The 26,380-nt window shown below is 38.5% G+C and carries 26 protein-coding genes; all 26 read left to right on the top strand.

All coding sequences use genetic code 11. The features are described 5' to 3' along the window. Positions 1-164 precede the first annotated feature (164 nt). The 26 genes from metG (at position 165) to H0173_RS21465 (ending at position 25,994) form a co-directional block, all read left to right on the top strand. Positions 165-2,129 (top strand): methionine--tRNA ligase, encoded by a 1,965-nt coding sequence (gene metG / locus H0173_RS21590; RefSeq protein ID WP_221848854.1) that lies wholly within the window; start codon positions 165-167, stop codon positions 2,127-2,129. 305 nt (positions 2,130-2,434) lie between these two features. Continuing rightward, complete coding sequence (locus H0173_RS21585) at positions 2,435-3,202, top strand: TatD family hydrolase (protein WP_221848853.1); 768 nt, start codon at positions 2,435-2,437, stop codon at positions 3,200-3,202. A 262-nt stretch (positions 3,203-3,464) separates the two neighbouring features. Continuing rightward, on the top strand, positions 3,465-4,649 hold the full coding sequence (locus H0173_RS21580) for a G5 and 3D domain-containing protein (protein WP_221848852.1): 1,185 nt from the start codon (positions 3,465-3,467) through the stop codon (positions 4,647-4,649). 265 nt (positions 4,650-4,914) lie between these two features. Further along, a complete protein-coding gene (rnmV, locus tag H0173_RS21575) occupies positions 4,915-5,475 on the top strand; it encodes a ribonuclease M5 (protein WP_221848851.1) in 561 nt (186 codons plus the stop codon). Continuing rightward, the gene (gene rsmA, locus H0173_RS21570; protein ID WP_221848850.1) at positions 5,468-6,346 is read left to right on the top strand and encodes a 16S rRNA (adenine(1518)-N(6)/adenine(1519)-N(6))-dimethyltransferase RsmA; all 879 of its coding nucleotides are present in this window, start codon (positions 5,468-5,470) and stop codon (positions 6,344-6,346) included. The genes rnmV and rsmA overlap by 8 nt, the downstream gene beginning before the upstream one ends. A 176-nt stretch (positions 6,347-6,522) precedes the next feature. Next, positions 6,523-7,404, top strand: a complete 882-nt coding sequence (yabG, locus tag H0173_RS21565; RefSeq protein WP_221848849.1) for a sporulation peptidase YabG — start codon at positions 6,523-6,525, stop codon at positions 7,402-7,404. A 241-nt stretch (positions 7,405-7,645) separates the two neighbouring features. Beyond that, positions 7,646-7,909: a biofilm formation stimulator Veg gene (gene veg / locus H0173_RS21560; protein WP_221848848.1), complete on the top strand. Its 264-nt coding sequence runs from the start codon at positions 7,646-7,648 to the stop codon at positions 7,907-7,909. 142 nt (positions 7,910-8,051) lie between these two features. Continuing rightward, positions 8,052-8,240: a small, acid-soluble spore protein, alpha/beta type gene (locus H0173_RS21555; protein WP_221848847.1), complete on the top strand. Its 189-nt coding sequence runs from the start codon at positions 8,052-8,054 to the stop codon at positions 8,238-8,240. Between the two features lie 274 nt (positions 8,241-8,514). Further along, the gene (gene ispE / locus H0173_RS21550) at positions 8,515-9,384 is read left to right on the top strand and encodes a 4-(cytidine 5'-diphospho)-2-C-methyl-D-erythritol kinase (RefSeq protein ID WP_221848868.1); all 870 of its coding nucleotides are present in this window, start codon (positions 8,515-8,517) and stop codon (positions 9,382-9,384) included. Between the two features lie 57 nt (positions 9,385-9,441). After that, on the top strand, positions 9,442-10,260 hold the full coding sequence (gene purR / locus H0173_RS21545) for a pur operon repressor (protein ID WP_221848846.1): 819 nt from the start codon (positions 9,442-9,444) through the stop codon (positions 10,258-10,260). A gap of 26 nt (positions 10,261-10,286) precedes the next feature. Next, the gene (gene ridA, locus H0173_RS21540) at positions 10,287-10,661 is read left to right on the top strand and encodes a 2-iminobutanoate/2-iminopropanoate deaminase (protein ID WP_221848845.1); all 375 of its coding nucleotides are present in this window, start codon (positions 10,287-10,289) and stop codon (positions 10,659-10,661) included. Positions 10,662-10,915: 254 nt separating this feature from the next. Further along, positions 10,916-11,206, top strand: a complete 291-nt coding sequence (spoVG, locus tag H0173_RS21535) for a septation regulator SpoVG (RefSeq protein ID WP_053479353.1) — start codon at positions 10,916-10,918, stop codon at positions 11,204-11,206. 435 nt (positions 11,207-11,641) lie between these two features. Continuing rightward, positions 11,642-13,015, top strand: a complete 1,374-nt coding sequence (gene glmU / locus H0173_RS21530) for a bifunctional UDP-N-acetylglucosamine diphosphorylase/glucosamine-1-phosphate N-acetyltransferase GlmU (RefSeq protein WP_221848844.1) — start codon at positions 11,642-11,644, stop codon at positions 13,013-13,015. A gap of 22 nt (positions 13,016-13,037) precedes the next feature. Next, positions 13,038-13,994 carry a ribose-phosphate diphosphokinase gene (locus H0173_RS21525; RefSeq protein ID WP_221848843.1) on the top strand — a complete coding sequence of 319 codons (957 nt, stop codon included), beginning with the start codon at positions 13,038-13,040 and terminating at the stop codon, positions 13,992-13,994. A 136-nt stretch (positions 13,995-14,130) separates the two neighbouring features. Continuing rightward, positions 14,131-14,778: a 50S ribosomal protein L25/general stress protein Ctc gene (locus H0173_RS21520; protein WP_221848842.1), complete on the top strand. Its 648-nt coding sequence runs from the start codon at positions 14,131-14,133 to the stop codon at positions 14,776-14,778. A gap of 141 nt (positions 14,779-14,919) precedes the next feature. After that, positions 14,920-15,477, top strand: coding sequence for an aminoacyl-tRNA hydrolase (gene pth / locus H0173_RS21515; protein WP_221848841.1), 558 nt, complete (start codon positions 14,920-14,922; stop codon positions 15,475-15,477). A gap of 138 nt (positions 15,478-15,615) precedes the next feature. After that, positions 15,616-15,846: an anti-sigma-F factor Fin gene (gene fin, locus H0173_RS21510; RefSeq protein WP_221848840.1), complete on the top strand. Its 231-nt coding sequence runs from the start codon at positions 15,616-15,618 to the stop codon at positions 15,844-15,846. Between the two features lie 139 nt (positions 15,847-15,985). Beyond that, positions 15,986-19,519: a transcription-repair coupling factor gene (mfd, locus tag H0173_RS21505; RefSeq protein ID WP_221848839.1), complete on the top strand. Its 3,534-nt coding sequence runs from the start codon at positions 15,986-15,988 to the stop codon at positions 19,517-19,519. Positions 19,520-19,939: 420 nt separating this feature from the next. Beyond that, the gene (gene spoVT, locus H0173_RS21500) at positions 19,940-20,476 is read left to right on the top strand and encodes a stage V sporulation protein T (RefSeq protein WP_221848838.1); all 537 of its coding nucleotides are present in this window, start codon (positions 19,940-19,942) and stop codon (positions 20,474-20,476) included. 144 nt (positions 20,477-20,620) lie between these two features. Continuing rightward, the gene (locus H0173_RS21495) at positions 20,621-22,216 is read left to right on the top strand and encodes a putative polysaccharide biosynthesis protein (RefSeq protein WP_221848837.1); all 1,596 of its coding nucleotides are present in this window, start codon (positions 20,621-20,623) and stop codon (positions 22,214-22,216) included. Between the two features lie 6 nt (positions 22,217-22,222). Then, on the top strand, positions 22,223-23,701 hold the full coding sequence (yabN, locus tag H0173_RS21490; RefSeq protein ID WP_221848836.1) for a bifunctional methyltransferase/pyrophosphohydrolase YabN: 1,479 nt from the start codon (positions 22,223-22,225) through the stop codon (positions 23,699-23,701). Next, positions 23,688-23,957, top strand: coding sequence for an RNA-binding S4 domain-containing protein (locus H0173_RS21485; RefSeq protein ID WP_221848835.1), 270 nt, complete (start codon positions 23,688-23,690; stop codon positions 23,955-23,957). Before yabN ends, H0173_RS21485 begins: the two co-directional genes overlap by 14 nt. Before the next feature lie 130 nt (positions 23,958-24,087). After that, positions 24,088-24,390, top strand: coding sequence for a sporulation protein YabP (gene yabP, locus H0173_RS21480; protein WP_221848834.1), 303 nt, complete (start codon positions 24,088-24,090; stop codon positions 24,388-24,390). Continuing rightward, the gene (gene yabQ, locus H0173_RS21475) at positions 24,387-25,022 is read left to right on the top strand and encodes a spore cortex biosynthesis protein YabQ (protein WP_221848833.1); all 636 of its coding nucleotides are present in this window, start codon (positions 24,387-24,389) and stop codon (positions 25,020-25,022) included. The genes yabP and yabQ overlap by 4 nt, the downstream gene beginning before the upstream one ends. A gap of 13 nt (positions 25,023-25,035) precedes the next feature. Continuing rightward, a complete protein-coding gene (locus H0173_RS21470) occupies positions 25,036-25,443 on the top strand; it encodes an FtsB family cell division protein (protein WP_221848832.1) in 408 nt (135 codons plus the stop codon). A gap of 83 nt (positions 25,444-25,526) precedes the next feature. Then, positions 25,527-25,994: a S1 domain-containing RNA-binding protein gene (locus tag H0173_RS21465; protein ID WP_221848831.1), complete on the top strand. Its 468-nt coding sequence runs from the start codon at positions 25,527-25,529 to the stop codon at positions 25,992-25,994. Positions 25,995-26,380: the final 386 nt, after the last annotated feature.

Below are 26,380 nucleotides of genomic sequence, written 5' to 3'. Positions count from 1 at the left end.
GTATATTTTGATGGTATAAGAGGTTATGATGACTTAATGTATTAGTTATTCACATAAGTTCTATTTAAATAAGGACAGCCTATAATTGGCACGTATTTCAGCACGATCTCGTCCATATAATAGGCCGAGATTTTTTTAGTTAATGTAAAGAGGAGGGAATATCCATGGGTAATAAAAAAACATTTTATTTAACAACACCTATTTACTATCCAAGTGGGAATTTACATATAGGCCATGCCTATACAACGGTTGCAGGCGATGCGATGGCTCGCTACAAACGTTTGCGCGGGTTTGATGTTATGTATCTTACTGGAACAGATGAGCATGGGCAAAAAATCCAGGAAAAAGCGGAGGAAAAGGGCGTTTCACCGCAGCAATATGTAGATGAAATTGTGGCAGGAATTCAAGAGCTTTGGAAAAAGCTTGATATTTCTTACGACGATTTTATACGTACTACACAGGACAGACATAAAGAAGTGGTACAAAAGATTTTTGCTCAGCTTTTAGAGCAAGGAGATATTTATCTTGGTGAGTATGAAGGCTGGTATTGTACGCCATGCGAATCTTATTTTACTGAGAGGCAGTTAGTGGAAGGAAATTGTCCTGACTGTGGAAGAGGCGTAAATAAGGTTAAGGAAGAGTCATATTTCTTTAAAGTTAGTAAGTATGCAGACCGTTTGCTGCAGTATTACGAGGAAAATCCTTCATTTATTCAGCCGGAATCACGGAAAAATGAAATGATTAACAACTTCATTAAGCCCGGTTTAGAGGATCTTGCAGTTTCAAGAACAACATTTGATTGGGGTATTAAAGTACCCGGCAATCCGAAGCATGTCATTTATGTATGGATTGATGCACTTTCGAACTATATTACTGCCCTTGGTTACGGAACAAACGATCCATCTAAATATGAAAATTATTGGCCAGCAAACGTTCATTTAGTTGGAAAGGAAATTGTTCGTTTTCACACGATTTATTGGCCGATTATGCTAATGGCTTTAGACTTGCCGCTTCCTAAGCAAGTATTTGCACATGGCTGGTTATTAATGAAGGATGGAAAAATGTCCAAATCAAAAGGTAATGTCGTTGATCCAGTCACATTAATTGATCGTTATGGACTAGATGCCCTTCGTTATTATTTACTGCGTGAGGTTCCTTTCGGGTCCGATGGTGTCTTCACCCCTGAAGGCTTCGTCGAGAGAATTAATTTTGACCTTGCCAATGATTTAGGAAACCTATTAAATCGTACATTAGCAATGGTAGATAAGTATTTTGGCGGAATGATCCCTGCGTACAAGGGTTCAAATAGTGAGTTTGATCAGTCATTGCTTCGAGCGAATAGGGAAGCAGTTCAAAAGTATGAAGAAGCGATGGAGAAGATGGAGTTTTCCGTAGCTCTATCAACTATTTGGCAGTTAGTTAGCAAATCAAATAAATATATTGATGAGACACAGCCATGGTCACTGGCTAAAGATGAGGCAAAGACTGCTGAGCTAGAAAGTGTAATGGTTCATTTAGCGGAATCTTTAAGAAGAATTGCTATTCTTATACAGCCATTCTTAACTAGAGCACCAAAAGAAATATTTGCCCAACTAAATGTGGATTCTGAGAATTTAACCACATGGGAAAGCCTAGATGAATTTGGCATCATTCCAGAAGGAACAAAAATTGCAAAAGGCGACCCAATTTTCCCTCGTCTAGACCTAACTGAAGAAGTCGAATTTATTAAAACTAAAATGCAAGGTTCAGCACCAAATACTGAAGAAGAGAAGCAAGAAGTGAAGCAAGAAGTGAAGCCTGATAGTGAAGAAATTTCGATTGATGATTTCATGAAGGTTGACCTGCGGGTAGCACAAGTAATACAAGCTGAACCAGTGAAAAAGGCAGATAAACTGCTTAAGCTTCAGTTAGACCTTGGGTATGAAAAACGACAAGTTGTTTCAGGAATTGCTCAATACTATAAACCAGAGGATCTAATTGGCCGAAAGCTTATTTGCGTGACGAATTTAAAGCCAGTGAAGCTTCGCGGGGAGCTCTCTGAAGGGATGATTCTTGCAGGAAGTAAGGATGGCGAGTTATCTTTAGCCACTATTGCTGAATCACTTCCGCTAGGGGCAAGAGTAAAATAAAGCGGTACTTCCAATTAGAACTGACAACTTAGAAATAGAAACAATTTACCAAATTATATTCATAACATAGAAATGTTTCACGTGTAACATTTAGCGTAAAACATTTCTATGTTTTTCTTTTTCAGGTTAGGAAAGAATAAATTTTCAGTAGTATTTCGAAGCAGTGGAAATTTTATTCTTTATTCTCAAATAATAACTTAAAAGATAAAACTAACTTTATAAAATAGTTTGTCAATTGTAGTAATCGTTATATTCATGAAAAATATGTAACAGAAAATTAATTTATGTAAAAAGGGGATTTTATGATGTTTTTCGACACACACGCACATTTGAATGCCGAACAATATAATGATGATCTAAGAGAAGTTATTGACAGAGCATTAGCTGAGGGCGTATCTCGTATGGTTGTTGTTGGTTTTGATCGCCCAACGATTGAAAAAGCGATGGAACTGGTTGAGGAATATGACTTTATTTATGCGAGTATTGGCTGGCATCCAGTTGATGCTATTGATATGACGGATGAGGATCTTCAGTGGATTGAGGAGCTTTCAAGCCATCCTAAAGTAGTGGCTCTTGGTGAAATGGGGCTTGATTATTATTGGGACAAGTCTCCTAAAGAAATACAGAAAGAAGTATTTCGAAAACAAATTCAACTTGCTAAAAAGGTGAAATTGCCGATTGTCATTCATAATCGTGATGCAACAGCAGACATTGTAGAAATTCTAAAGGAAGAGGGCGCAGAGCAAGTCGGTGGAATCATGCACTGTTTTAGTGGTAGTCCGGAAACAGCTCAGGAATGTGTGAAAATGAATTTTTATATATCACTTGGGGGACCAGTAACCTTTAAAAATGCGAAAAAACCGAAGGAAGTAGCAGAAGTAATTCCTTTAGAGAAACTGCTGATTGAAACGGATTGTCCGTACCTTGCACCTCATCCTTTCCGAGGGAAGCGAAATGAGCCAAGCTATGTAAAGCTAGTTGCAGAGCAAATTGCGGAAATAAAAAATGTTCCTGTTGAAGAAGTCGCAAGAATAACAACAGAGAATGCCAAAAAAATATTCGGCATGATTTGATAAAGGAATATGTCGAATAACCGAGGGACCTGTCCTATTTTTTAAAGTTTCCAAAAAGTTCTACATTTCCTTGTCCGCTCATAGGATAACCATGTCGATAAGTCTCTCTTTCCTTTCTTGAAAAGATTTTGCATAATAGGAAATACGTTTAGAGGAGGTGATGGAGAAAAAAGGAAAAGTGAAAGAGAGTTGACAAACCTGTAAGATAGTCTATATAATCACTCCGAGAGAAAAGGAGGCGTTTTTCATCGTATTTCAAAACATGAAAAACCTGTTTTCCGAGTCTTTGAGTAAAAAGAAATTGGTCATTATTTCTGCTAGTTTCATAGTGTTTGCAGCTACATTAGGCTTTTTAATATTTGAATCGACGAAGAAAACAGTGGCAATGACAATAGACGGTCATGAAAAGGTCGTTAAAACTCATGCGGAGACGGTTCAAGAGCTTTTTAATGATTTAGATATTTCTTTGCGCACAGAGGACTACGTGTCGCATTCGCTTGACACAAAGGTGAAGAATAACTTGAAAGTTGTTTGGGAGCCGGCTAAACAGGTTCACATTGTGAAAGACAACGAGAAGAAAACGATTTGGACAGTAGCCAAAACAGTAGATGAGCTTTTGAAGGACGAGGAGATTACCATATCCGATCACGATAAAGTTCAGCCAAATCTCGAAGAGGAAATAGAAAACAATCTTGACATTGTCGTAAATAAAGCTTTTTCTTTAACATTATCAGATGGCGGAAAAGAGAAGCAGGTATGGTCAACTTCGACTACGGTCGCTGACTTTTTATCACAGCAGGGTATAAAGCTAAACGAACTAGATCGTATTGAGCCCAAAGCGGATACGCTTGTCAAAAAAGACGACGTTATCCAAATCACTAGAGTAGAAAAAGTCACCGATGTAGTGGAAGAACCGGTTAAATTTGCTGTTGTAACAAAGAAAGACAGCAGTTTAGCTAAAGGATCTCAGAAAGTCGTTAATCCAGGCAAAGAGGGCCTTGTAACGAAAGAATTTGAGGTTGTATTAGAAAACGGCAAAGAAGTGTCTAGAAAGCTATTAAACGAGAAAACAGTGCAAGAAAAACAGGATAAAGTTGTAGCTGTTGGAACAAAGCCGTTAGCTGTTACAATGGTAGCATCCCGTGGAGAAACCGGGGGGAATGAAATTTATGTTTCCTCGACTGCTTACACAGCTCATTGCGGTGGATGCTCAGGCAAAACAGCGACAGGTATAAACTTGCGGGCTAATCCAGATGTTAAAGTGATTGCAGTAGATCCGAATATTATCCCGTTAGGAACTAAAGTGTATGTAGAGGGATACGGTTATGCAATCGCTGCTGATACGGGTTCTGCCATAAAAGGAAACAAAATTGATGTATTTTTTGCTACAAAGGCTGAAGCCTATCGCTGGGGACGCAAAACAGTAAAAATTAGAATCCTAAATTAATTTCCTTAATGCAGGGGATCTCAAAATCCTCTGCATTTTTTCTTTTTTTCTTTCTTGAATTTTTCATATATAATTAAAATCACTATTTAACCAATCATATATACAGACGAATTAGGTTACAGAAATGTTTCAGGATTTTATCAAATATATTATTTAAATTTAGGACCTGTTAAACGTAGCTGTTGATTTTCGCTGCAATCAACAAGTGCAAAATCAGCATTCTGCTTTAACACAGCAAAATTTATAATGTCTCCAGGGAGGAACTATGAAAATAAAGGAAATCATCGTAGTTGAAGGGAAGGATGATACGACTGCGATTAAAAATGCACTTGATGCTGATACAATTGAGACAAATGGATCTGCCATCAGCGAAGAAACAATAAAAAAAATAAAGCTTGCTCAAAGAACAAGAGGAGTCATAGTTTTTACCGATCCAGATTTCCCAGGTCAAAAAATCCGGAATACCATTAAAGAGCACGTTCCAGACTGTAAGCATGCTTTTATTGAAAAGAAGGATGCCATTCATAAACATGGTAAAGGAGTGGGTGTTGAACATGCCTCTCCTGAAATGATTCGCCAGGCTTTACAGGAGGCGCATAGTATGAATGATGAAGCCGAGGAAGTCATAACTCAAGATGATTTACTTGCAGCTGGGCTTATCGGCGGCACAGGTGCTAAGGAAAGAAGAGTGAAGCTTGGCAAACTCTTAAAAATTGGCTATACAAATGGAAAACAGCTTCATAAAAGCTTAATGATGTTCCAAATTAGTAAAGAAGAGTTTGCAGCTGCAATTCAAGTGATACGTCAGGAGGAAGAACATGCATAAGGATATAGCTACCCCGGTAAGGACTCGTGCCATTCTGGAAAAGTACGGGTTTTCCTTTAAAAAGAGCCTAGGACAAAACTTTTTAATTGATACAAATATTCTTAGAAGAATAGTGGATCATGCAGAACTATCTGAGGAATCCGCTGCTATTGAAATTGGCCCAGGGATAGGGGCATTAACAGAGCAGCTTGCAAAGAGGAGTAAAAAGGTGGTTGCGTTTGAAATTGATCAGCGGCTGCTGCCCATTTTACAAGAAACGCTTGAACCGTATCCGAATATAAAGATTATTCATGAAGATGTATTAAAAGCAGATGTAAAAGGGATGATTGAAACAGAACTACAAGGCATTAAGGATATAATGGTCGTCGCCAATCTGCCTTATTACGTGACAACACCCATCATTATGAAGCTGCTTGAGGACAAGCTGCCAATAAGAGGTATAGTTTGTATGCTTCAGAAAGAGGTTGCAGATAGAATCTCGGCTAAGCCGGGAACAAAAGATTATGGCTCCCTTTCTATTGCGATTCAGTATTACACAGAGGCTGAAACAGTCATGATAGTTCCGAAAACTGTATTTATTCCTCAACCGAATGTTGATTCAGCCGTTATTCGATTAACGAAGCGAGATAAGCCGGCCGTGTCCGTACAGGATGAAGAGTTCTTTTTCCAAATTATTCGAGCTAGCTTTGCACAAAGACGAAAGACGTTACTAAATAATTTAACAAGTCATTTACGGGATGGAAAACAAAAGAAGGAAGATATACTTGCTGCTCTAGAAAAGGCTGGGATAGAACCTGGTAGAAGAGGGGAAACGCTATCCATTGAGGAATTTGCCCGCTTAAGTGACAGCTTGTCCCCAATATTCTCTTAAGACTCGCATATGTCGGGTCTTTTTATATTGGTAAAATTTCTAATTAATAAAAGCACATGTTTTTAGAAGAATGCATAATTTATGAAGAAACCAGACTATATTTATTTATGGTCCTTGGGATATTGGCGTTTAAAGGATGCCATTAGGCTGATGAGGGCTAATTGGAGTGACTAGAGTTGAGCATAAATATTATGGATATTGTCGGAAGGGTTTCTTACCAATGTGATATTCTATTTCGCGTTATTGATATTCGGGAACAGAATGGGAAGAAAGTTGCTATTCTGTACGGAGAAGATATTCGTCTAATTGCAGATGCCCCTATTGGAGATTTAATTGCAATCAGTCCTTCAATGAGGGCAAGGATAGCTAAGCAATATCATTCCATGGAAGAGCAGTCTCTCCAGCTGTTTCGTCAAGATGTCGAATTGATTAAACAAAAACAGGAGTATGAAGCCACTGACGGGTATAGTAAAATGTTAAGCTACTTCCAAATGCCTGGGAGAGTTCTTCATTTAGATGGAGATCCAGCTTATTTAGAAAAATGTTTAAATCTATACGAAAAAATAGGTGTTCCTGTTACAGGTATCCATTGTAATGAAAAAGAGATGCCATTGAAGATAGGACAGCTCATAGATTATTACCGGCCAGATATTCTTGTCATTACGGGTCATGATTCGTACTCAAAGGCAAAGGGGAAGAAGTCAGATATAAATGCCTATCGCCATTCTAAACATTTTGTGCAAACGGTAAGAGAAGCAAGAAGAAAGGTACCTCATTTAGATCAGCTAGTCATTTTTGCAGGTGCTTGCCAGTCCCATTTTGAATCCATTATCCATGCAGGTGCTAATTTTGCGAGCTCACCTTTTAGAGTAAATATTCATGCGCTCGATCCAGTGTATATTGTCGCAAAAATAAGCTTTACTCCGTTTATGGAAAGAATCAATGTCTGGGACGTTTTACGTAATACATTAACTGGAGAAAAGGGTCTTGGCGGAATAGAAACAAGGGGAGTCTTAAGAACAGGAATGCCTTATAATCGCGAACATCATGTCGAATAATGCTGAAAAACCGTTCTTTTTAAGTAACGGTTTATTTTTTTGCCTATAAAAAATAGTCATATTTCTTTGAAAATAACGTACATATTCTATGATGGATAAGGATAAGCTAAAAATGTTGAAAAATAGAAGAAATTGTGGACGAAAATATATTGACAATCTTTTTTAAAGACTGTTATAATTTATATTTTTATTTGACTCCACTGTGTCAGTGTGATATACTTAACATAGTGAGGTGGAACGAATGGCAAAAACATTATTGGATATCAAAAAAGCTCTTGATTCAAACCTTGGGAAAAGATTATTGCTCAAGGCAAATGGTGGACGAAGGAAGACGATTGAGCGTTCAGGTGTTTTAGCAGAAACGTACCCTTCTGTATTTGTGATTGAGCTGGATCAGGATGAAAATGCGTTCGAACGCGTGTCCTACAGCTATGCAGATGTTTTAACGGAAACAGTTCAAATTACATTCTACGACGACACAACAGGAAGAGTTGCTTTAAATTAATATAAATTTTTTTTGCTTGCAGGCGGCGAACAAACGTTCGTTGCCATTTTTTTGTCTACTCTTCCTTGCTCATTTCCTCTAATAGACTCTTATGATTAATCATTGAAAGTCCCATACTATAACTACCGCAGTGTGAAAGGGGATGTTAATCATAGGCAGAAGAAGAAGAGGAATTATGACTGAAGGCTTTAAAGAGGAACTGGCAAAAGAACTCGGTTTCTACGATGTAGTCCAAAAAGAAGGATGGGGCGGCATTAGAGCAAAGGATGCTGGAAATATGGTAAAACGTGCAGTAGAAATTGCTCAAGCAAGCCTTAGAGACAATCGGTAACCTTTTAATTCATTCTTGAACTGCAAATCTTTAATGAAAGATGATTAAACGATATGGACTCACTGCGGGATGCTGGGGCATAAACCCCAGCATTATTTATTCTAAAAAGAGGACAAAGAGGAAGAAAAATGAACGAATAAGCTTATTACTAAAAATAATTTGACTAAATCGTTAACTTTTGTGAAGAAAGTCGAATCAAGAGGTCTTACTTTTGTTGTTTTGTGGTAAAATAGGACAAAAAATGGAGACGTATTTGTCAAAGTAGGTGGAAATGTTGAAGCTTTTAGTAAAGGCACCGGCTAAAATTAATTTATCATTGGATGTCTTACATAAACGTGCGGATGGCTATCATGAAGTTGAAATGATTATGACAACCATTGATCTAGCTGATCGCCTTGAATTAACCTTATTAGACCAAGAGGAAATCAAAATAATTTCCCATAACCGTTTTGTACCGGATGATCAGCGAAATCTTGCTTACCAGGCTGCGCTACTTTTAAAAGAACGGTTTCATGTTAAAAAGGGAGTATTGATCACAATCGAAAAAACAATTCCTGTTGCTGCGGGGCTAGCAGGAGGCAGTAGTGATGCTGCTGCAGTATTGAGAGGTCTTAACAAGCTGTGGAATCTTGGCTTAAGTTTAGATGAGCTTGCTGTGATTGGAGCAGAAATTGGCTCTGATGTTTCATTTTGTGTTTATGGAGGTACAGCGCTTGCTACTGGAAGAGGAGAGATTATTAAAGAGCTTCCGGCAGCACCAACTTGCTGGGTAATTCTAGCCAAACCTTTTATTGGTGTATCAACTGCAGATGTTTACCGGAGACTGCAAATAGATGGCATAAGTCATCCAAAGACAAAGGATATGATACAAGCAATAGAAACAGGCGATTATGAGCAGGTTTGTGGTCTTGTTGGCAATGTATTAGAAGACGTAACCTTTAAGCTGCACCCTGAGGTAGCACAGATTAAAGAGCAAATTAGAAGATTCGGTGCAGATGCTGTATTAATGAGCGGGAGCGGACCAACTGTGTTTGGGCTTGTTCGTCATGATTCAAGAATGCAGCGGATTTATAATGGCTTAAGAGGCTTCTGTGATCAGGTTTTCGCGGTAAGAATGCTTGGTGAACGACACAAACTTGATTGAGTCCGGATAATAGTGATATATTAACAAGGAATATTCGGATTTACTGGGGGTCCTATGATGAAATTTCGTCGAAGTGAACGGTTAATTGATATGACGAATTATTTATTAGAACATCCAAGACAATTGGTTTCTTTAACCTATTTTTCAGATAGATATAAATCAGCTAAATCGTCTATTAGTGAAGATCTAGCCATAATTAAGGAAACGTTTGAACAACGGGGAATAGGCACGCTGCAAACAATACCAGGTGCTGCAGGCGGGGTGAAATTTCAAATAAAAGTGGCAGATGAAGAAGCTAGAGCTTTTATAGCTGAGCTTTGTGATTTAATTGCCAATCCCGATCGGCTGCTTCCCGGTGGATATTTATATATGACAGATATTCTTGGAGACCCATCTATTGTAAATCGTGTCGGACGATTATTTGCTTCTGCTTTTGCAGAAACGCAAATTGATTATGTAATGACTGTCGCAACTAAAGGAATTCCATTAGCTTATGCTGTTGCTAATTTTTTAAATGTCCCGGTGGTTATCGTCAGAAAGGACAGTAGAGTAACTGAGGGTTCAACTGTTAGTATAAATTATGTATCTGGTTCAACAAAAAGAATTTCAACAATGATGCTATCGAAAAGAAGCCTTCCAGAAGGGTCAAGGGTTCTTATTGTTGATGATTTCATGAAGGCAGGCGGAACCGTTAATGGAATGGTCAGCATGCTTGAAGAATTTAAAGCTTATGTGGCGGGAATAGCTGTCCTAGTTGAAGCTGAAAAAATAGAAGAACGTCTTGTGGATGAGTATTTGTCTCTCATTCAATTATCTGATGTAGATGAAAAAGAGAAGAAAATTAAAGTGCATGAAGGTAATTATTTTAAAAAATAAATGATATAAAGACTAGGGGGATACTAATGAAATTTGTTCAAACTTCGAAAGCACCAGCTGCTATTGGACCATATTCACAAGGAATCATTGTAAACAACATGTTCTACAGTTCAGGTCAAATCCCGTTAACAACTGAAGGTGTAATGGTTGAAGGAGATGTAAAGGTTCAAACTCATCAAGTATTTAAAAACCTGCAAGCTGTACTTGAGGAAGCAGGTGCATCTTTAGAAACAGTAGTAAAGGCAACTGTATTTATTAAAAATATGGATGACTTTGCTGCTATTAATGAAGTGTATGGAGAGTATTTCAATAGCCATAAACCTGCTCGTTCTTGTGTAGAAGTAGCGCGCTTGCCAAAGGATGCTCTAGTAGAAATCGAAGCAGTAGCTCTTGTAAAATAATAGACTAAACAAAAACCAAGCTTAGAAATTTCAAAAGCTTGGTTTTTTTAGTATAAAGATATATAATTTTGGGTATATTCCCCATAAATTGTATAAGTAAACATATTTATAGTTATAATGATATAGATAATAGAATAAAAACATAAATTCAAAGAAAAGATTCAAAAAATTTTTTCGATTCAAGCAGGAAAAATACAAACTATGTGGAATTAATTAACTAAGGTTTGTATCTTCTAGCAAAGGTGGTGAACAGAATGGAAGTAACTGACGTAAGATTGCGCCGCGTTAATACAGATGGCCGTATGAGAGCAATTGCCTCTATTACTTTAGATCATGAATTTGTAGTTCATGATATTCGAGTAATTGATGGGAATAATGGCTTATTTGTTGCAATGCCTAGCAAACGCACTCCGGATGGGGAATTTAGAGATATTGCCCACCCTATTAACTCAGGAACACGTGGGAAAATCCAGGAGGCTGTATTATCGGAATACCACCGCTTAGGTGAATTAGAAGTTGAATTTGAAGAAGCTGGAGCTTCCTAATAATAAACAACTAGAGCCTACTTCTAAAGTAAGGCTCTTTTTATTTTTATAGATTCTAAACTTTGCCCCTATTTACTACATTCTCCTACAACCTTCAAAAATTTTATCCTATCATATTTTCTTTATATACCATATTATATTTAAGTCGAAACAATTATTCATACATAGTGTAAAAAATATGTAGTTTGCTGACATTCCTTGAAAAAGATGAGTTTATAAGATATATTTTTAATGGATAAAAAGGTAATAGAAAAATAAACACGGAACAACAATGGTGCCCGTGCATCCTGTTGTGTCGTAAACTAGCCAATTAACGATTATAATGATAAAGAATATTGGCTTCTCACAATGCCTTATTTTGTTCGTAAGCTGTAGTATACTGCCTTTTTGAGAGGCGCATTTACTATATATTTCTTTGGAAATGGGGGCCTGTCTGTGTATAATCGATATGCGGTCATTTTAGCCGCGGGCCAAGGGACTAGAATGAAGTCTAAGCTTTATAAAGTCCTGCATCCTGTGTGTGGAAAACCGATGGTTCAACATGTAGTTGATCAAGTCTCGAAGCTTAATATAGAGGAAATAGTAACGATTATTGGTCATGGAGCAGAACAAGTACAGGCACAGCTCGGTGACAAAATTAAGTATGCCCTGCAAAAGGAACAGCTTGGCACTGCTCATGCTGTTATGCAGGCAAAGGAAGTACTTGATGGGAAAGATGGCGTAACAATTGTTGTTTGTGGAGATACACCGCTAATACCGCATGAAACAATGGAGGCCCTTTTCAAACATCATGAGGAAACAGGCTCAAAAGCAACTGTTTTGACTGCTTGGGCTGATGATCCTTCTGGCTATGGACGCATCGTTCGCAATGAAAACGGACATGTAGAGAAAATCGTAGAGCATAAGGATGCATCTGAAGAGGAAAGAAAGATTCAAGAAATCAATACTGGAACGTATTGCTTTGATAATCAGGCTTTATTTCGTGCCCTAAGTCAAGTAAGCAATGATAATGTTCAAGGGGAATATTATTTGCCGGATGTCCTTGAAATTTTAAAAAATGAAGGAGCGCCGATTGCGGCTTTCCAGACGGTCGAATTTGAGGAAACTCTAGGGGTTAATGATAGGGTTGCTTTATCTGAAGCTGAACGTTTGATGAGAAAAAGAATTAATGAGTTCCATATGCGTAATGGTGTAACGATCATTGATCCATTAAATACGTATATCGGGGCAGATGTTTCCATAGGAATGGATACGATTATTCATCCGGGAACTATTCTTTCAGGCACAACTTCAATTGGGACGGATTGTGTCATTGGACCTCAAAGTGAGATTTCCAATTGTGATGTTGGTGATCATACTGTAATTCGCCAATCCGCTGCTTTTGACAGTCAAATTGGATCCCATGTACAAATTGGTCCATTTGCTCATATTCGTCCAAAATCAGAAATTCACGGACATGTAAAAATCGGAAATTTCGTAGAAGTGAAGAAGTCTGTTTTTGGTGAGGGTAGCAAGGCTTCTCATCTAAGCTATATTGGGGACGCTGAAGTTGGCCGTGATGTTAATATTGGCTGTGGCACGATTACGGTTAATTATGATGGGAAAAATAAATTCCTGACAAAAATCGAAGATGGAGTTTTCGTTGGCTGTAACTCTAATCTGGTGGCACCTGTTACGATTGGAAAAAATGCCTATGTGGCAGCGGGGTCAACCATTACAGATGATGTTCCAGGGGAAGCATTATCCATTGCAAGAGCGCGTCAAATAAACAAAGAAAATTATGTAGAAAAATTGAATGGCAAGAAATAATACGATGGAGGCTATTAGCACAATGTCTAACCAATATTTAGATCCAAATTTAAAGGTTTTTAGTCTTAATTCTAACCGTGAATTAGCTGCTGAAATTGCTGATTTCATTGGAGTGGAGCTTGGCAAATGTTCAGTTCAGCGTTTTAGTGATGGCGAAATTCAAATCAATATCGAGGAAAGTATCCGCGGATGTGATGTATATGTCATTCAATCTACAAGCTCTCCAGTAAATGAACACCTAATGGAGCTTCTTATTATGATTGATGCATTAAAGCGTGCATCAGCTAAAACGATTAACATTGTTATGCCTTACTATGGATATGCCCGTCAGGATCGTAAGGCAAGAGCACGTGAACCGATTACTGCGAAGCTTGCTGCAAACCTGCTTGAAACAGCTGGAGCTACTCGTGTTATTACTCTTGATCTACATGCGCCGCAAATCCAAGGCTTCTTTGATATTCCAATTGACCATCTAATGGGTGTGCCAATCCTATCAGAGTACTTTAAAGGTAAGGCAATGAATGGTGACCTTGTTATTGTATCTCCAGACCATGGTGGTGTAACAAGAGCAAGAAAATTAGCCGAGCGCTTAAAGGCACCAATTGCGATTATTGACAAACGCCGTCCAAAGCCAAATGTAGCAGAGGTTATGAACATTGTTGGTCATATTGACGGGAAAGTTGCTATTTTAATTGATGATATCATCGATACAGCTGGAACGATTACACTTGCTGCGAATGCACTTGTTGAACACGGAGCATCTGAAGTATATGCTTGCTGTACACATCCAGTTCTATCAGGCCCGGCAATTGATCGAATCCAAAACTCTTCTATTAAAGAATTAGTTGTAACGAATTCAATTACTCTTCCAGAAGAAAAGAAAAGCGAGAAAATTGTTCAGCTTTCTGTAGCACCTCTAATTGGCGAAGCCATTATCCGTGTTCATGAGGAGCAATCAGTCAGCACATTATTTGATTGATTTATTTGATTGGCATAATTAATTTTATAAGGACATGAAACTGCAAGAATGATCTTAAAGGTTTAGACTTCCTCATTTTAGGGCATTTTTTATAGAGAGCCTTTGAAAATTAATTTGTGGAAGGGGATCTTTAATCATGACAGCTGTACTTCAAGCAAAGGAAAGAAAAGAATTTCGCGGATCATTTTTAACACGTATACGAAAGGAAGGGAACATTCCTGCTGTCGTTTACGGAGCAAAAGTAGAAAGTAAGCCTATCTACTTTAGTGAAGCGGACTTTGCAAAAATTATGCGAAAAGTCGGCAGAAATGGGGTCATTTCTCTTGATTTGGATGGACAGAAGCATAATGTCATTTTAAGCGACTATCAGTCCGATCCAATCAAAAATGAAATTGTCCATGTTGATCTTCTTGCGGTGGACATGTCAAAGGAAATAACAGCAAATGTACGTGTAGCCATAATTGGAGAGGCAGCAGGTGTTAAGGATGGCGGCGTGCTTCAGCAGGCGATGCATGAGGTATCCGTTACCGCGACACCAGATCAAATCCCGCCTTCGGTTGATGTTGATGTAACAAATCTTCAGGTGAATGAAACGATCACGATTGCTGATATTAAAACAAACATTGGCTGTGAAATTAATCATACTGACGATGAAGTCATTGCTTCCATTCTGCCTCCTCGCCAGGAAGTAGAAATCAGTAGCGGTGAAAAGCAGCATGATGGACCTCCTGAGAATGAAGAGGGAAGAGAATCCGAAGCAAGTGATGAATCAAAAGCAGAGTGAAAAATTTTTAGTAAACAAGGGTCTGGCTCTACATACATAAGTCAGTCCCTTCTTTATTACACTATATATTTTGAAGTTTTAGAAATATCTGCTCAAGCGCCAGAAGCAAGGCGCTTGCGCTTTTCTTGTGAGGTGAAACATATGAAACTGATTGTAGGCTTAGGGAATCCGGGGAAACAGTATGACAAAACGAGACATAATATTGGTTTTGAGGTCATTGATGCACTTTCAGAAAGATTTAGCATTCCTTTAGACCAAGCTAAGTTTCAAGGAATTTATGGTGTTGGCCATGTAAATGGAGAAAAGTTATTTTTATTAAAGCCGCTTACATACATGAACTTATCTGGTGAGTCGATTGTTCCGTTGATGGATTATTTTCAAATTGAAACAGATGAATTAGTTGTTATTTACGATGATTTGGACCTTCCTGTCGGGAAAATCCGGCTTCGCCAAAAAGGCAGTGCCGGAGGGCATAATGGGATTAAGTCCACAATTGCCCATCTGGGTACACAGGAGTTTAACAGAATTAGAGTAGGAATAGACAGGCCTCCAAGTGGAATGAAGGTGCCTGATTATGTGTTAGGACGGTTTACAAAAGAAGAGCAGGAGCAATTAACAGAGGTCATCAAACGATGTGCGGATGCATGTGAGGAATGGATATCAAAGCCATTTTTGCAAATCATGAATGAATTTAATTAATATTGCTTCATATTTCTCTACTTTTTTCATAAGATAGTATATCATTCATATAAATGTAGTTTAGCTATAGCCTTATGAATAAGTTCCATTTCAACCGTTCATACTATTAACACGAAGTGTGTAATAGGAGGAACTTGCATGGCTATACAATATCAATGCCGTCATTGTGGAGTGGAGATTGGTACTATTGAAGATTCGGCAGTAAATGCAGAACAGCTTGGGTTCCATCTGCTAAACCATGAGGAACGTCAAGAAATGATTACGTATGATCCGTTAGGCAATCTTCAAGTTAAAGCGATTTGTGAAGATTGTCATGAATTGTTACAGCGTAATCCAGAATACCATCAGCATGATTTTCTAATTCAATAACAAGCTTTGGACATCCATCCAAAGCATTTTTCTATTTATATTAATAATAGTAAAGGGCGCCCTTAGCTAGATAATCAAAGCCAAGAGCGCTTATGAATGTGAAAAAAGGGTCAGTCCCCTATAGAAAGGGAGGGTAGCCATGAAAGGGCTCAAGAGTATAATTAATGGGCAAGATGATCTTCAGTCTGTCTTGTCAGGTATTGAAGAAGGACTAAGAGAGCAATTGATATCTGGTTTATCTGGCTCAGCACGAACATTATTTTTAGCTTCCGTCTATGAGCAGACATATAAGCCGGTATTAATCATTACACATAATCTGTTGCAGGCCCAGAAGCTATATGATGATATCGTTCATTTAGTAAAGGAGTCAGAAGTATTCCTTTATCCAGCGAATGAGTTAATTGCTGCAGAAATCAGCATTGCTAGTCCAGAGTTAAAAGCACAGCGTATCGAAGTATTAAACTATTGGAGTAAGAGCAAAAATGGAATTTTAATAGCGCCGATGGCAGGCCTTAGAAAAATACTGCCACCACCTTCTCTCTGGAGGGAAAGTCAGCTTACATTAAAAGTTGGTGATGAACTTCTTGAAGAGCAGCTTCTAACATTTGTCCAAATGGGCTACTCCCGTGTCAGCATGGTTTCATCGCCCGGAGAATTTAGTGTAAGAGGCGGAATTATTGATATTTATCCATTAACTGAAACAGATCCAATTCGAATTGAATTGTTTGATACAGAAGTTGATTCTATCCGTACTTTTTCATTGGAAGATCAGCGTTCCAAGGAAAAATTATCAGAGGTTACGATTGGCCCAGCAACTGAATATCCATTAAAGCCAGAACATTATCATAAAATGATTGATAAGCTTGATGAGGGCCTAGGAAAAAGTCTAAAAAAAATAAAAGATGAAAAAGCAAAAACCTTGCTTGCGCAGAATATCGGATACGAGCTTGAGCAATTGAAAATGGGCAGCAAGCCAGATCAATTATTTAAGTACCTTTCATTCGCATATGAACAAGAAAATAGTTTAGTAGACTATCTTCCGAGAAATGGACTCATCTTCGTTGACGAAATTAGCAGAGTTCAAGAGATGAATGACTCCCTTGAGAAGGAAGAAGCTGAGTGGTATACAAGTCTATTAGGTGAGGGGCAAATGATCCATGATGTGAAAATATCCCATCATTTACGGGGTTTTTTACAGCAAAAGCAGCAGCCGCTCATTTATTTGTCATTGTTTTTAAGACATGTCCCAAATACGAACCCGCAAAATATTATTAATGTTTCCTGCAAGCAAATGCAGAATTTCCACGGCCAGATGAATGTGTTAAAAGGCGAGCTTGAAAGATGGAAAAAAGGAAACTATACCGTCATCTTTCTAGGTCCCGATGAAGAAAGAGTGAAGAAGCTTCAAAGGGTTTTAGAAGATTATGAAATTGAAGCTGCTTTAACCGGAAAGGATCAGCCTATCCTAATTGGCAAAGTTCAAATTATGGAAGGCGGCCTATTGACTGGTTTTGAGCTGCTAAGCCAAAAGCTTGCAGTCATTACCGAAGAAGAGCTGTTTAATAAACGAACAAAGAAACAGACCCGCCGTCAAAAGCTGTCTAATGCAGAACGGATTAAAAGCTATTCTGAACTCAAGGTTGGGGATCATGTTGTCCATGTAAACCATGGAATCGGGAAGTATTTAGGGATTGAAACACTTGAAATTAATGGTGTTCATAAAGATTATCTCCATATACGATACCAAGGAAGTGATAAGCTCTACGTACCTGTCGAGCAAATTGATCTTGTACAAAAATATGTAGGCTCTGAAGCAAAAGAACCGAAACTCTATAAGCTCGGCGGAAGCGAATGGAAGCGAGTTAAGAAAAAAGTTGAGTCGTCTGTTCAGGATATCGCCGATGACTTGATTAAGCTATACGCTGAGAGAGAAGCATCAAAAGGACATGCATTTAGCCCAGATGGAGAGATGCAGAGAGAATTTGAAGCTGCTTTTGCCTATCAGGAAACAGAGGATCAGCTTCGATCTATTCACGAAATCAAACGGGATATGGAAAGAGAGCGTCCTATGGACCGTCTGCTTTGTGGAGATGTTGGTTATGGAAAAACAGAAGTGGCTATCCGTGCCGCTTTCAAAGCGGTAGCTGATGGTAAACAGGTTGCTTTTCTAGTGCCGACAACCATACTTGCTCAGCAGCATTATGAAACTATGAGAGAACGCTTTCAGGATTATCCAATTGAGGTAGGGCTTTTAAGCCGCTTTAGATCTAGAAAGCAGCAAACGGAAACGATAAAAGGTTTAAAAGCGGGGACAATTGATGTTGTTGTAGGTACACACCGGATTCTATCTAAGGATATTTCCTACCGTGATTTGGGACTGCTGATCGTCGATGAAGAACAGCGATTCGGTGTGACTCATAAGGAAAAAATTAAACAGCTGAAAACAAATGTAGATGTTCTTACACTGACAGCTACACCAATTCCGCGAACTCTTCATATGTCCATGCTTGGTGTCCGTGACTTATCTGTTATCGAAACACCGCCGGAAAATCGTTTTCCAATCCAAACCTATGTAATGGAGTATAACGGCGGGATTGTTCGGGAGGCCATCGAAAGAGAACTCGCCCGGGATGGTCAGGTTTATTTCTTATATAACCGAGTAGAGGATATCGAACGAAAAGCAGAGGAAATTTCCATGCTTGTTCCAGATGCAAGGGTTACCTATGCTCATGGAAAAATGACAGAGAACGAACTTGAATCTGTTATGCTAAGTTTCCTTTCCGGCGAATATGATGTTCTAGTAAGCACAACGATTATTGAGACAGGTGTGGATATACCAAATGTAAACACGCTCATCGTTCATGATGCCGATAAAATGGGGTTATCCCAGCTTTATCAGCTTAGAGGACGGGTTGGACGATCTAATCGTGTAGCATATGCTTATTTTACTTATCGAAAAGACAAGGTATTAACAGAGGTTGCAGAGAAGCGGCTTCAAGCAATTAAGGAATTTACGGAGCTCGGGTCCGGCTTCAAGATTGCTATGCGTGACCTATCAATTAGGGGAGCAGGGAATTTATTAGGGGCTGAACAGCATGGCTTCATTGATTCAGTAGGATTTGATTTGTACTCTCAAATGCTGAAGGAGGCCATCGAAAGCCGGAAGGGCAATTTGGAAGAAGAGAAAAAGCAACGACTAGAAATTGATCTAGATGTAGATGCTTACATTCCGGATTCCTATATTTCAGATGGACACCAAAAGATTGAAATGTATAAACGTTTCAGAGGAGCCTCAAGCTTAGAGGATATTGAGGAGCTTCAGGAGGAAATGCTGGACCGTTTTGGCGAGTATCCTGAAGAGGTTGCTTATTTATTCCGTGTAGCACAAATGAAGGTTCATGGAGAACAAGCAGGGGTCGAAATCATTAAACAGACGAAAAATGAAGTCCTTATCCTTCTATCGGAAGAGGGAAGTGAGCGAATCGACGGTCCGAAAATTTTTGAAATCACAAGTAAATTTGGCAGAACAGTAGGTCTTGGAATGGAAGGCAAAAAGCTAAAAGCTGTTCTTCACATTAAAGGCATTAAGCCAAATGAGTGGTTAAATATGGCTTTTGAAATTGTTCAAGGAATAAAAGAATCAATTAAAAAAGAACAAAGTCAGGTATTATAATTCATTTTGTTCCAAAAACTAAAGGAGTAGGGCGAAAGACCCGAAAATTTCCAAATATGTTTAGTCCTGAAAATTAGGGGGTATTTTTAGAAAAAACTTTAATGTCCAAAGTCTAAAAGGAAAGAAAACAACTTGGGGGATTTATCCAATTTAATCACAAATTATCAGCCTAAGAAAAAATATTTGAACGTGTATAGAACTTTCCAGATGAAAGATACTAAGTTCAAACATGGCGATGGATTCAATATCTCCCAACTTGAATTATTGCCTAATAAGAAAAGCTTAAAAGCGCGCTTTTAGTGAGGGATCCTTAGCAAGGGCAATTGACTTGGCACATTGCGTTGAGGTAGACACTGTCAACCTCCAGAAATTCTTTTTCTTATTTTGTAAAATCATCAGATGAAAGTGAGGCAACATTGGATGAAAGCAACTGGTATAGTTCGTCGAATCGATGATTTAGGGCGAGTGGTTATTCCTAAAGAAATTCGCAGAACACTGCGGATTCGTGAAGGAGATCCATTAGAAATTTTCGTAGACCGTGATGGAGAAGTTATTCTGAAAAAATACTCACCGATAAGTGAACTGAGCGATTTTGCAAAGGAATATGCAGAGGCACTTTTCGACAGTTTAGGAAATCCGGTCTTAATCTGTGACAGAGATACATACATTGCTGTTGCAGGCGGATCCAAAAAGGATTACTTAAACAAAAATATTGGTGACTTAGTTGAAAAAACAATGGAGGACCGCAGCTCGGTTCTTATAACACAATCAGGTGACATCTCTCTTGTAGATGGTCATTCTGAAGCAATTTCCTCCTATACAATTGGACCAATCATTGCAAATGGTGATCCAATTGGCGCAGTTATCATTTATGCAAAAGAAGATACGTTAGGGGAAGTTGAACAAAAAGCTGTTGAAACGGCAGCAGGTTTCCTAGCAAGACAAATGGAATCTTAAGGTGAAATTTCCATTAGTGGGCCTCCATCAAATTGGGGGCCCACTAATGGTTTTAGAGGAAATTACAGAAGTAGAAATGATTATTATATTTCTGCTGCCGTGATATAATACTCTCGGACCTTAGGTGTTGGAAGGAGAGGGGTAATGGGGCCCGAGAAGAATGCTAAAGAATTATTTAAAGGGGCTTTCATACTAACAATTGCCGCACTCATTATAAAAATATTAAGTGCCGTTTACCGCGTACCGTTTCAAAATATTGTGGGTGATGTTGGCTTTTATATATACCAGCAGGTTTATCCGTTCTATGGAGTTGCCCTTGCTTTATCTACATATGGTTTTCCAGTTGTGATTTCAAAGCTCTATACAGAGATCTCGAGCAAGAGAAAAAATCATGAAGTTCAAAACTTATTTCTTACGGCCTCTATCGTTTTATGGATAATAGGCTTTACTGGCTTTGCCATTTTGTATTGGGGAGCGGGCTGGCTTGCCGCACTAATGGATGATCCTCAGCTCGTTATTTTGCTAAAGGTAATCTCCATCACCTTTTTAATTTTCCCGATTGTTTCTTTATTTAGGGGCTATTATCAGGGGAAAGGAAATATGGTTCCTACGGCTATTTCACAAGTCGGTGAGCAAGTAATTAGAGTGATGACCATCTTTTTAGCTGCTATTTTGCTTACTAGGAAAGGATATAGCTTGTATGTTGTAGGAGGAGGAGCGGCATTCGGTTCGGTAACAGGCGGAATAACAGCCATCCTTATACTAGTTACGTTTTATTGGTTAAATAAAGAAAAATTGCATTTCTCATTAGAGAAATTTGATAGAAAAGAGAGCAAAAGGATAGCGAAGGTTCTTTTTATACAGGGATTTGCGGTATGTGTGAGCAGTATGCTCCTCGTATTCATGCAAATGGCTGATTCTCTAAATCTGTATTCCATGCTTACTTCATCTGGAGTAGACGCGAATAAAGCGAAAGAACTAAAGGGGATTTATGATAGGGGGCAGCCATTAATTCAAGTAGGGTTAGTTGTGGCAACCTCAATGTCGTTATCGCTAGTTCCGATTATTACAAGTGAAAAACTAAAATCTAATTATGAATCCATGCACGAAAAAATTCAGCTGGCTCTAAAAATTGCCGTGTTTGTAGGGGTCGCTGCGGCAGTCGGGCTTTGGAATATTATTCGCCCAACTAATATTATGCTATTTGAAAATGGCCAAGGCTCTGATGTTTTAGGCGTTTTAAGCTTAGTGATCCTATTAAGCTCAATCATTATGACAGTATCGGCTATATTACAAGGGCTAGGTATTATTCTCTTTCCGGCTTTTGTTATTCTTTCAAGCTTAGCCGTTAAATATGTTCTGAATATGATGTTGATTCCACCTCTTGGAACAATGGGGGCTGCAGCATCAACTTGTTTAACCTTAAGCTTTATTATGGTTATTTTGCTTCTCAAGCTCCGCGGTCAGCTTTATTTACCGCTTTTTAATAAACGATTTCTCTTTATGATTGGCTTCGCAGCACTGACGATGTTTATTGTCTTGCGGATCTACTTAACTTTTACAGGCTACTTTCATGGCCGTCTATTTTCTGGCATTCAAGCATTGAGTGCCGTTGCAGTTGGTGGGTTTACGTATTTATGGATTGTGCTAAAAGGAAATACCTTTAAAGAAAAAGAGCTTTATATGCTGCCTTTTGGGAGCAAACTATTGTTTTTCCTGCCTAAAAAAAATAGGAGATGACCATTCATGTCAAAAATTACAATTATAGGGTTAGGTGCAGGGGATTTAGAGCAGCTGCCGCTAGGAGTCTATCGAGCCCTAAAAAATGCCTCTCCCCTTTATTTACGGACGAAAGAACATCCAGTTATTACGGAGCTGGAACAAGAGGGATTGCACTATACTTCGTTCGATTCCATTTATGAAAAACATGATGGATTTGAAGAGGTATATGAAGAAATTTGCACGAATCTTTTCAATGCAGCGGTGCAAGGGGAGGTTACATATGCTGTTCCTGGCCATCCTCTTGTTGCAGAGCGGACAGTACAGCTTCTCTTGGAAGGAGCATCCGATCGAGGAGTAACGATTAAAATTGGTGGCGGGCAAAGCTTCCTGGATGCTCTATTTCAGGCTTTGAAAATTGATCCAATCGAAGGATTTCAGCTTCTTGATGGCACGAGCCTGAAAAAGGACGACATTGAAATAAAGCAGCATATCATTATTGGGCAGGTCTATGACCAGTTTGTCGCATCGGAAGTAAAGCTAACACTAATGGACATTCTGCCATATGACTATGAAGTGTTTATTGTGACAGCTGCAGGAAGTAAGAACGAACAAATCCGGAAGGTTCCTATATATGAGCTTGATCATGAAATGGAGCTAAATAATTTAACGTCTGTTTATGTTCCGCCTGTTACAGATGAGGCAATTTTGTATAAAAGGTTTTCAAAGCTTCGGGAAATTATTGCTGACTTGCGAGGACCTAATGGCTGTCCTTGGGATAAAAAACAGACACATGAATCTTTGAAAAAATATTTAATTGAAGAAGCATATGAGCTTATTGAAGCAATAAATGAAGATGATATTGATCACATAATCGAGGAGCTTGGCGATGTTCTTTTACAAGTGATGCTCCATGCACAAATTGGAGAGGATGACGGTTTCTTCTCTATTGAAGATGTGATTAGGGGAATTTCCGAGAAAATGGTTCGCCGTCACCCGCACGTTTTCGGAAATACAACCGCTGAGACAGAAGAAGATGTTTTGAAAAACTGGCAGGACATAAAGAAGGAAGAAAAGGGAGAAGTAGAGAATCAATCCTTATTAGAGGGAATAAATAAATCTTTACCGAACCTAATGGCTGCTGCTGAAATCCAGAAGAAAGTGGCGAAGGTTGGCTTTGACTGGCAGGAAGTTGGACCTGCTTGGGAGAAAGTAAAGGAAGAGCTTCGTGAATTTGAAATAGAAGCAGAGAATGGCAGCAGTAATATCGTCAATGAATTTGGCGACATTCTATTTGCCATCGTCAATATTGCCCGCTTTTATAAAATTGATCCCGAGGAAGCGTTATTTCTAACCAACCAAAAGTTCAAACGCCGGTTTTCGTATATTGAAAAAAAGGTGAAAGAGAGCGGCAAGGAGTTTACTGATTTCCAACTCGAGCAGCTAGATGAATTTTGGGAAGAGGCTAAAAAGCTGGAGAGGAGTTCTGAGCATGAGACTAGATAAGTTTTTGAAGGTATCTCGATTAATTAAGAGAAGGACACTGGCAAAAGAGGTTTCCGATCAAGGAAGAATTCTTGTGAACGGCCAAGCCGCAAAAGCTAGCACAACTGTTAAAGTTGGGGATGAGCTAGTTATTCGGTTTGGCCAAAAGCTTGTCACTGTAAAAATTGACCGCATCCAAGAAACGACCAAAAAAGATGAAGCAGCTGAAATGTATACAATTGTAAAAGAAGAAAAGGCAGAAGCGGAAGAAGCGTAAAAGGCTCTCCGCTTTTCTTTGTCTGCATTGAATGCAAGCGGTCATTCAATTCGTTTCTTAGTTCTATTTCATCCCTTTGACTCATAACATGTACAAAAAGCTTGTACTTTGTATTGTGAGGGGATGTAAGATGAGCCAATTTTATGAGCAAAATTCAACAAGGACGAATGTCCAAGAGCACGATGTCATCATGCGGGGCAGAAGGCTTTTGGACATTACTGGGGTTAAGCAAGTAGAGAGCTTTGACAATGAAGAGTTTTTATTGGATACAGTTATGGGCTTCTTAGCAATTAAAGGGCAGAACCTGCAAATGAAAAACCTCGACGTGGATAAAGGGGTTGTCTCCATAAAAGGAAAAATATTTGATCTCGTTTATTTAGATGATCAGCAGGGAGATAAGGCTAAAGGATTCTTTAGCAAGTTATTCCGATGACATTAACGACACAATTTATAACCATGCTGGCGATGATTGGCATGGGTAGTGTCTTTGGCGCAGCACTGGACACATACAATAAGTTCTTAAAACGAAGCAGGAGGAAAAGCTGGATTGTCTTTATTAACGACATCCTCTTTTGGATTGTTCAGGGCCTTGTCATTTTTTATATTTTGTTCAATGTGAACAAAGGAGAATTGAGATTTTATATTTTTGTTGCCCTTTTATGCGGCTTTGCCGCTTATCAAAGTTTATTTAAAGGATTGTATTTGCATCTTCTGGAAATTGTCATTTCTATTATTATCTCTACTTATCGCTTTTTCGTAAAAATGTTTCAATTTGTCATTTATAAACCTATAAGAGGAATCATCCTTGCTGTCATTTCCTTACTCTTAATGATAAATAAGGGACTATTTGCTCTTTTAAAATTACTAAATAGGATTATTATATTTATATGTAAGCTAGTTCTTCTCCCGTTCAAGTGGATTTTGTTATTATTGTGGAGATTTTTGCCGAAAAGATTTAAAAATTCAGTCGAGAGATTTTATCATAAACTGGCAGGAATTTGTAGACATATAAAGAATTACTTAATTAAATGGATATCCATTCTGAGAAAAAAATATAAAAAGTAAGGAGGGGTGCGAAATGGGTGCGATCAAGAAAAAAAATGTAGCTCAAATTCATACAAGCTATGTGAAACAGCAGGAAGCGGCGGAAATTCATGTAGATAGAAAAAGAAAGCTCTTATTTAGAAGATTAGCAGTCTTTTTTGCAGGGGCTTCGGTCATAGCCTTTTTAATGATTTCCACACTCGTTTCGCAATCCTCAACATTAGAGGAAAAAGCAGCCGAGAAAAAGAAGCTCGAGCACGAATTGGCATTATTAAAGAAAAAGGAAGTTGCACTTGAAGAGGAAATTGTAAAGCTGAATGATGATGAATACATAGCTAAGCTTGCCAGAAAGGATTACTTCCTCTCAGAAAACAATGAAATTATCTTTAATTTGCCAGAATTAAAGGAAAAGGGGAAAAAAGAGGATACATCATCTGATTAGACCTTGTATTGAACTCTTTTCTTAAGTTCGGTATAATATGTAGTAAGTATTTTTTATATCTTTCAAGGAGGCAATTTCTTTTTATGTCAATCGAAGTGGGCAGCAAGTTACAAGGAAAGGTAACAGGAATTACAAATTTCGGAGCGTTTGTGGAGTTACCGGAAGGCTCAACAGGTCTGGTGCACATTAGCGAGGTCGCTGACAATTATGTGAAGGACATCAATGACCATCTTAAAGTTGGTGACCAGGTCGAAGTAAAAGTTATAAATGTCGAAAAGGATGGAAAGATTGGTTTATCCATTAAAAAGGCAAAAGATCGGCCTGAAAGACCAGAAAGACCAGAAAGGCCTGAAAGAGGCGAAAGAAGAGAGTCTAGAGGACATTCGCATTCCCAACGTCCACGTCAAGGCAGAGCAAACGATAGTCGCCCTCAAAGAGAAAATTTCGAATCTAAAATGGCTCGTTTCTTAAAGGATAGTGAAGATCGTCTGTCATCATTAAAACGTAATACTGAATCGAAGCGTGGGGGAAGAGGCGCTAGACGAGGTTAACTTGCTGCGTAGTTGATATATTATTTTTATATAGCAGGGTTGAACGTTAATGATTCCCATTCAAGACAAGTCGTAATAGGCTTGTCTTTTTATTTTGTTTGAAATAATGTTTTTAGGACGTTATCTAAATTCCATCCGTATCACCAAAATAAGACTAGAATTATGTCGCTTCCCTTTCCTAACCTATTCTCCATTTATCTATTCCTTCTATTACAGGCAAAAACGAGCTTTCCACCAACAAATTCTCATACAATAACCCGACAATCCTATTCCCAGCAGAAGAAATTTTGTTTACTTTTTGGGCTTTACGGGGAAAAGCGTCGAACGAAAAATAAAAGCCTGTCCGGTATTTTGACAAACTTCTAGTTCTATTGAATTTATAATAG

The organism is Bacillus sp. S/N-304-OC-R1 (genome assembly GCF_019749375.1).
Taxonomy (GTDB): domain Bacteria; phylum Bacillota; class Bacilli; order Bacillales; family Cytobacillaceae; genus Cytobacillus.
The sequence above is the reverse complement of the archived record's forward strand: the minus strand, read 5'-3'. Positions and strand labels throughout refer to the sequence as shown.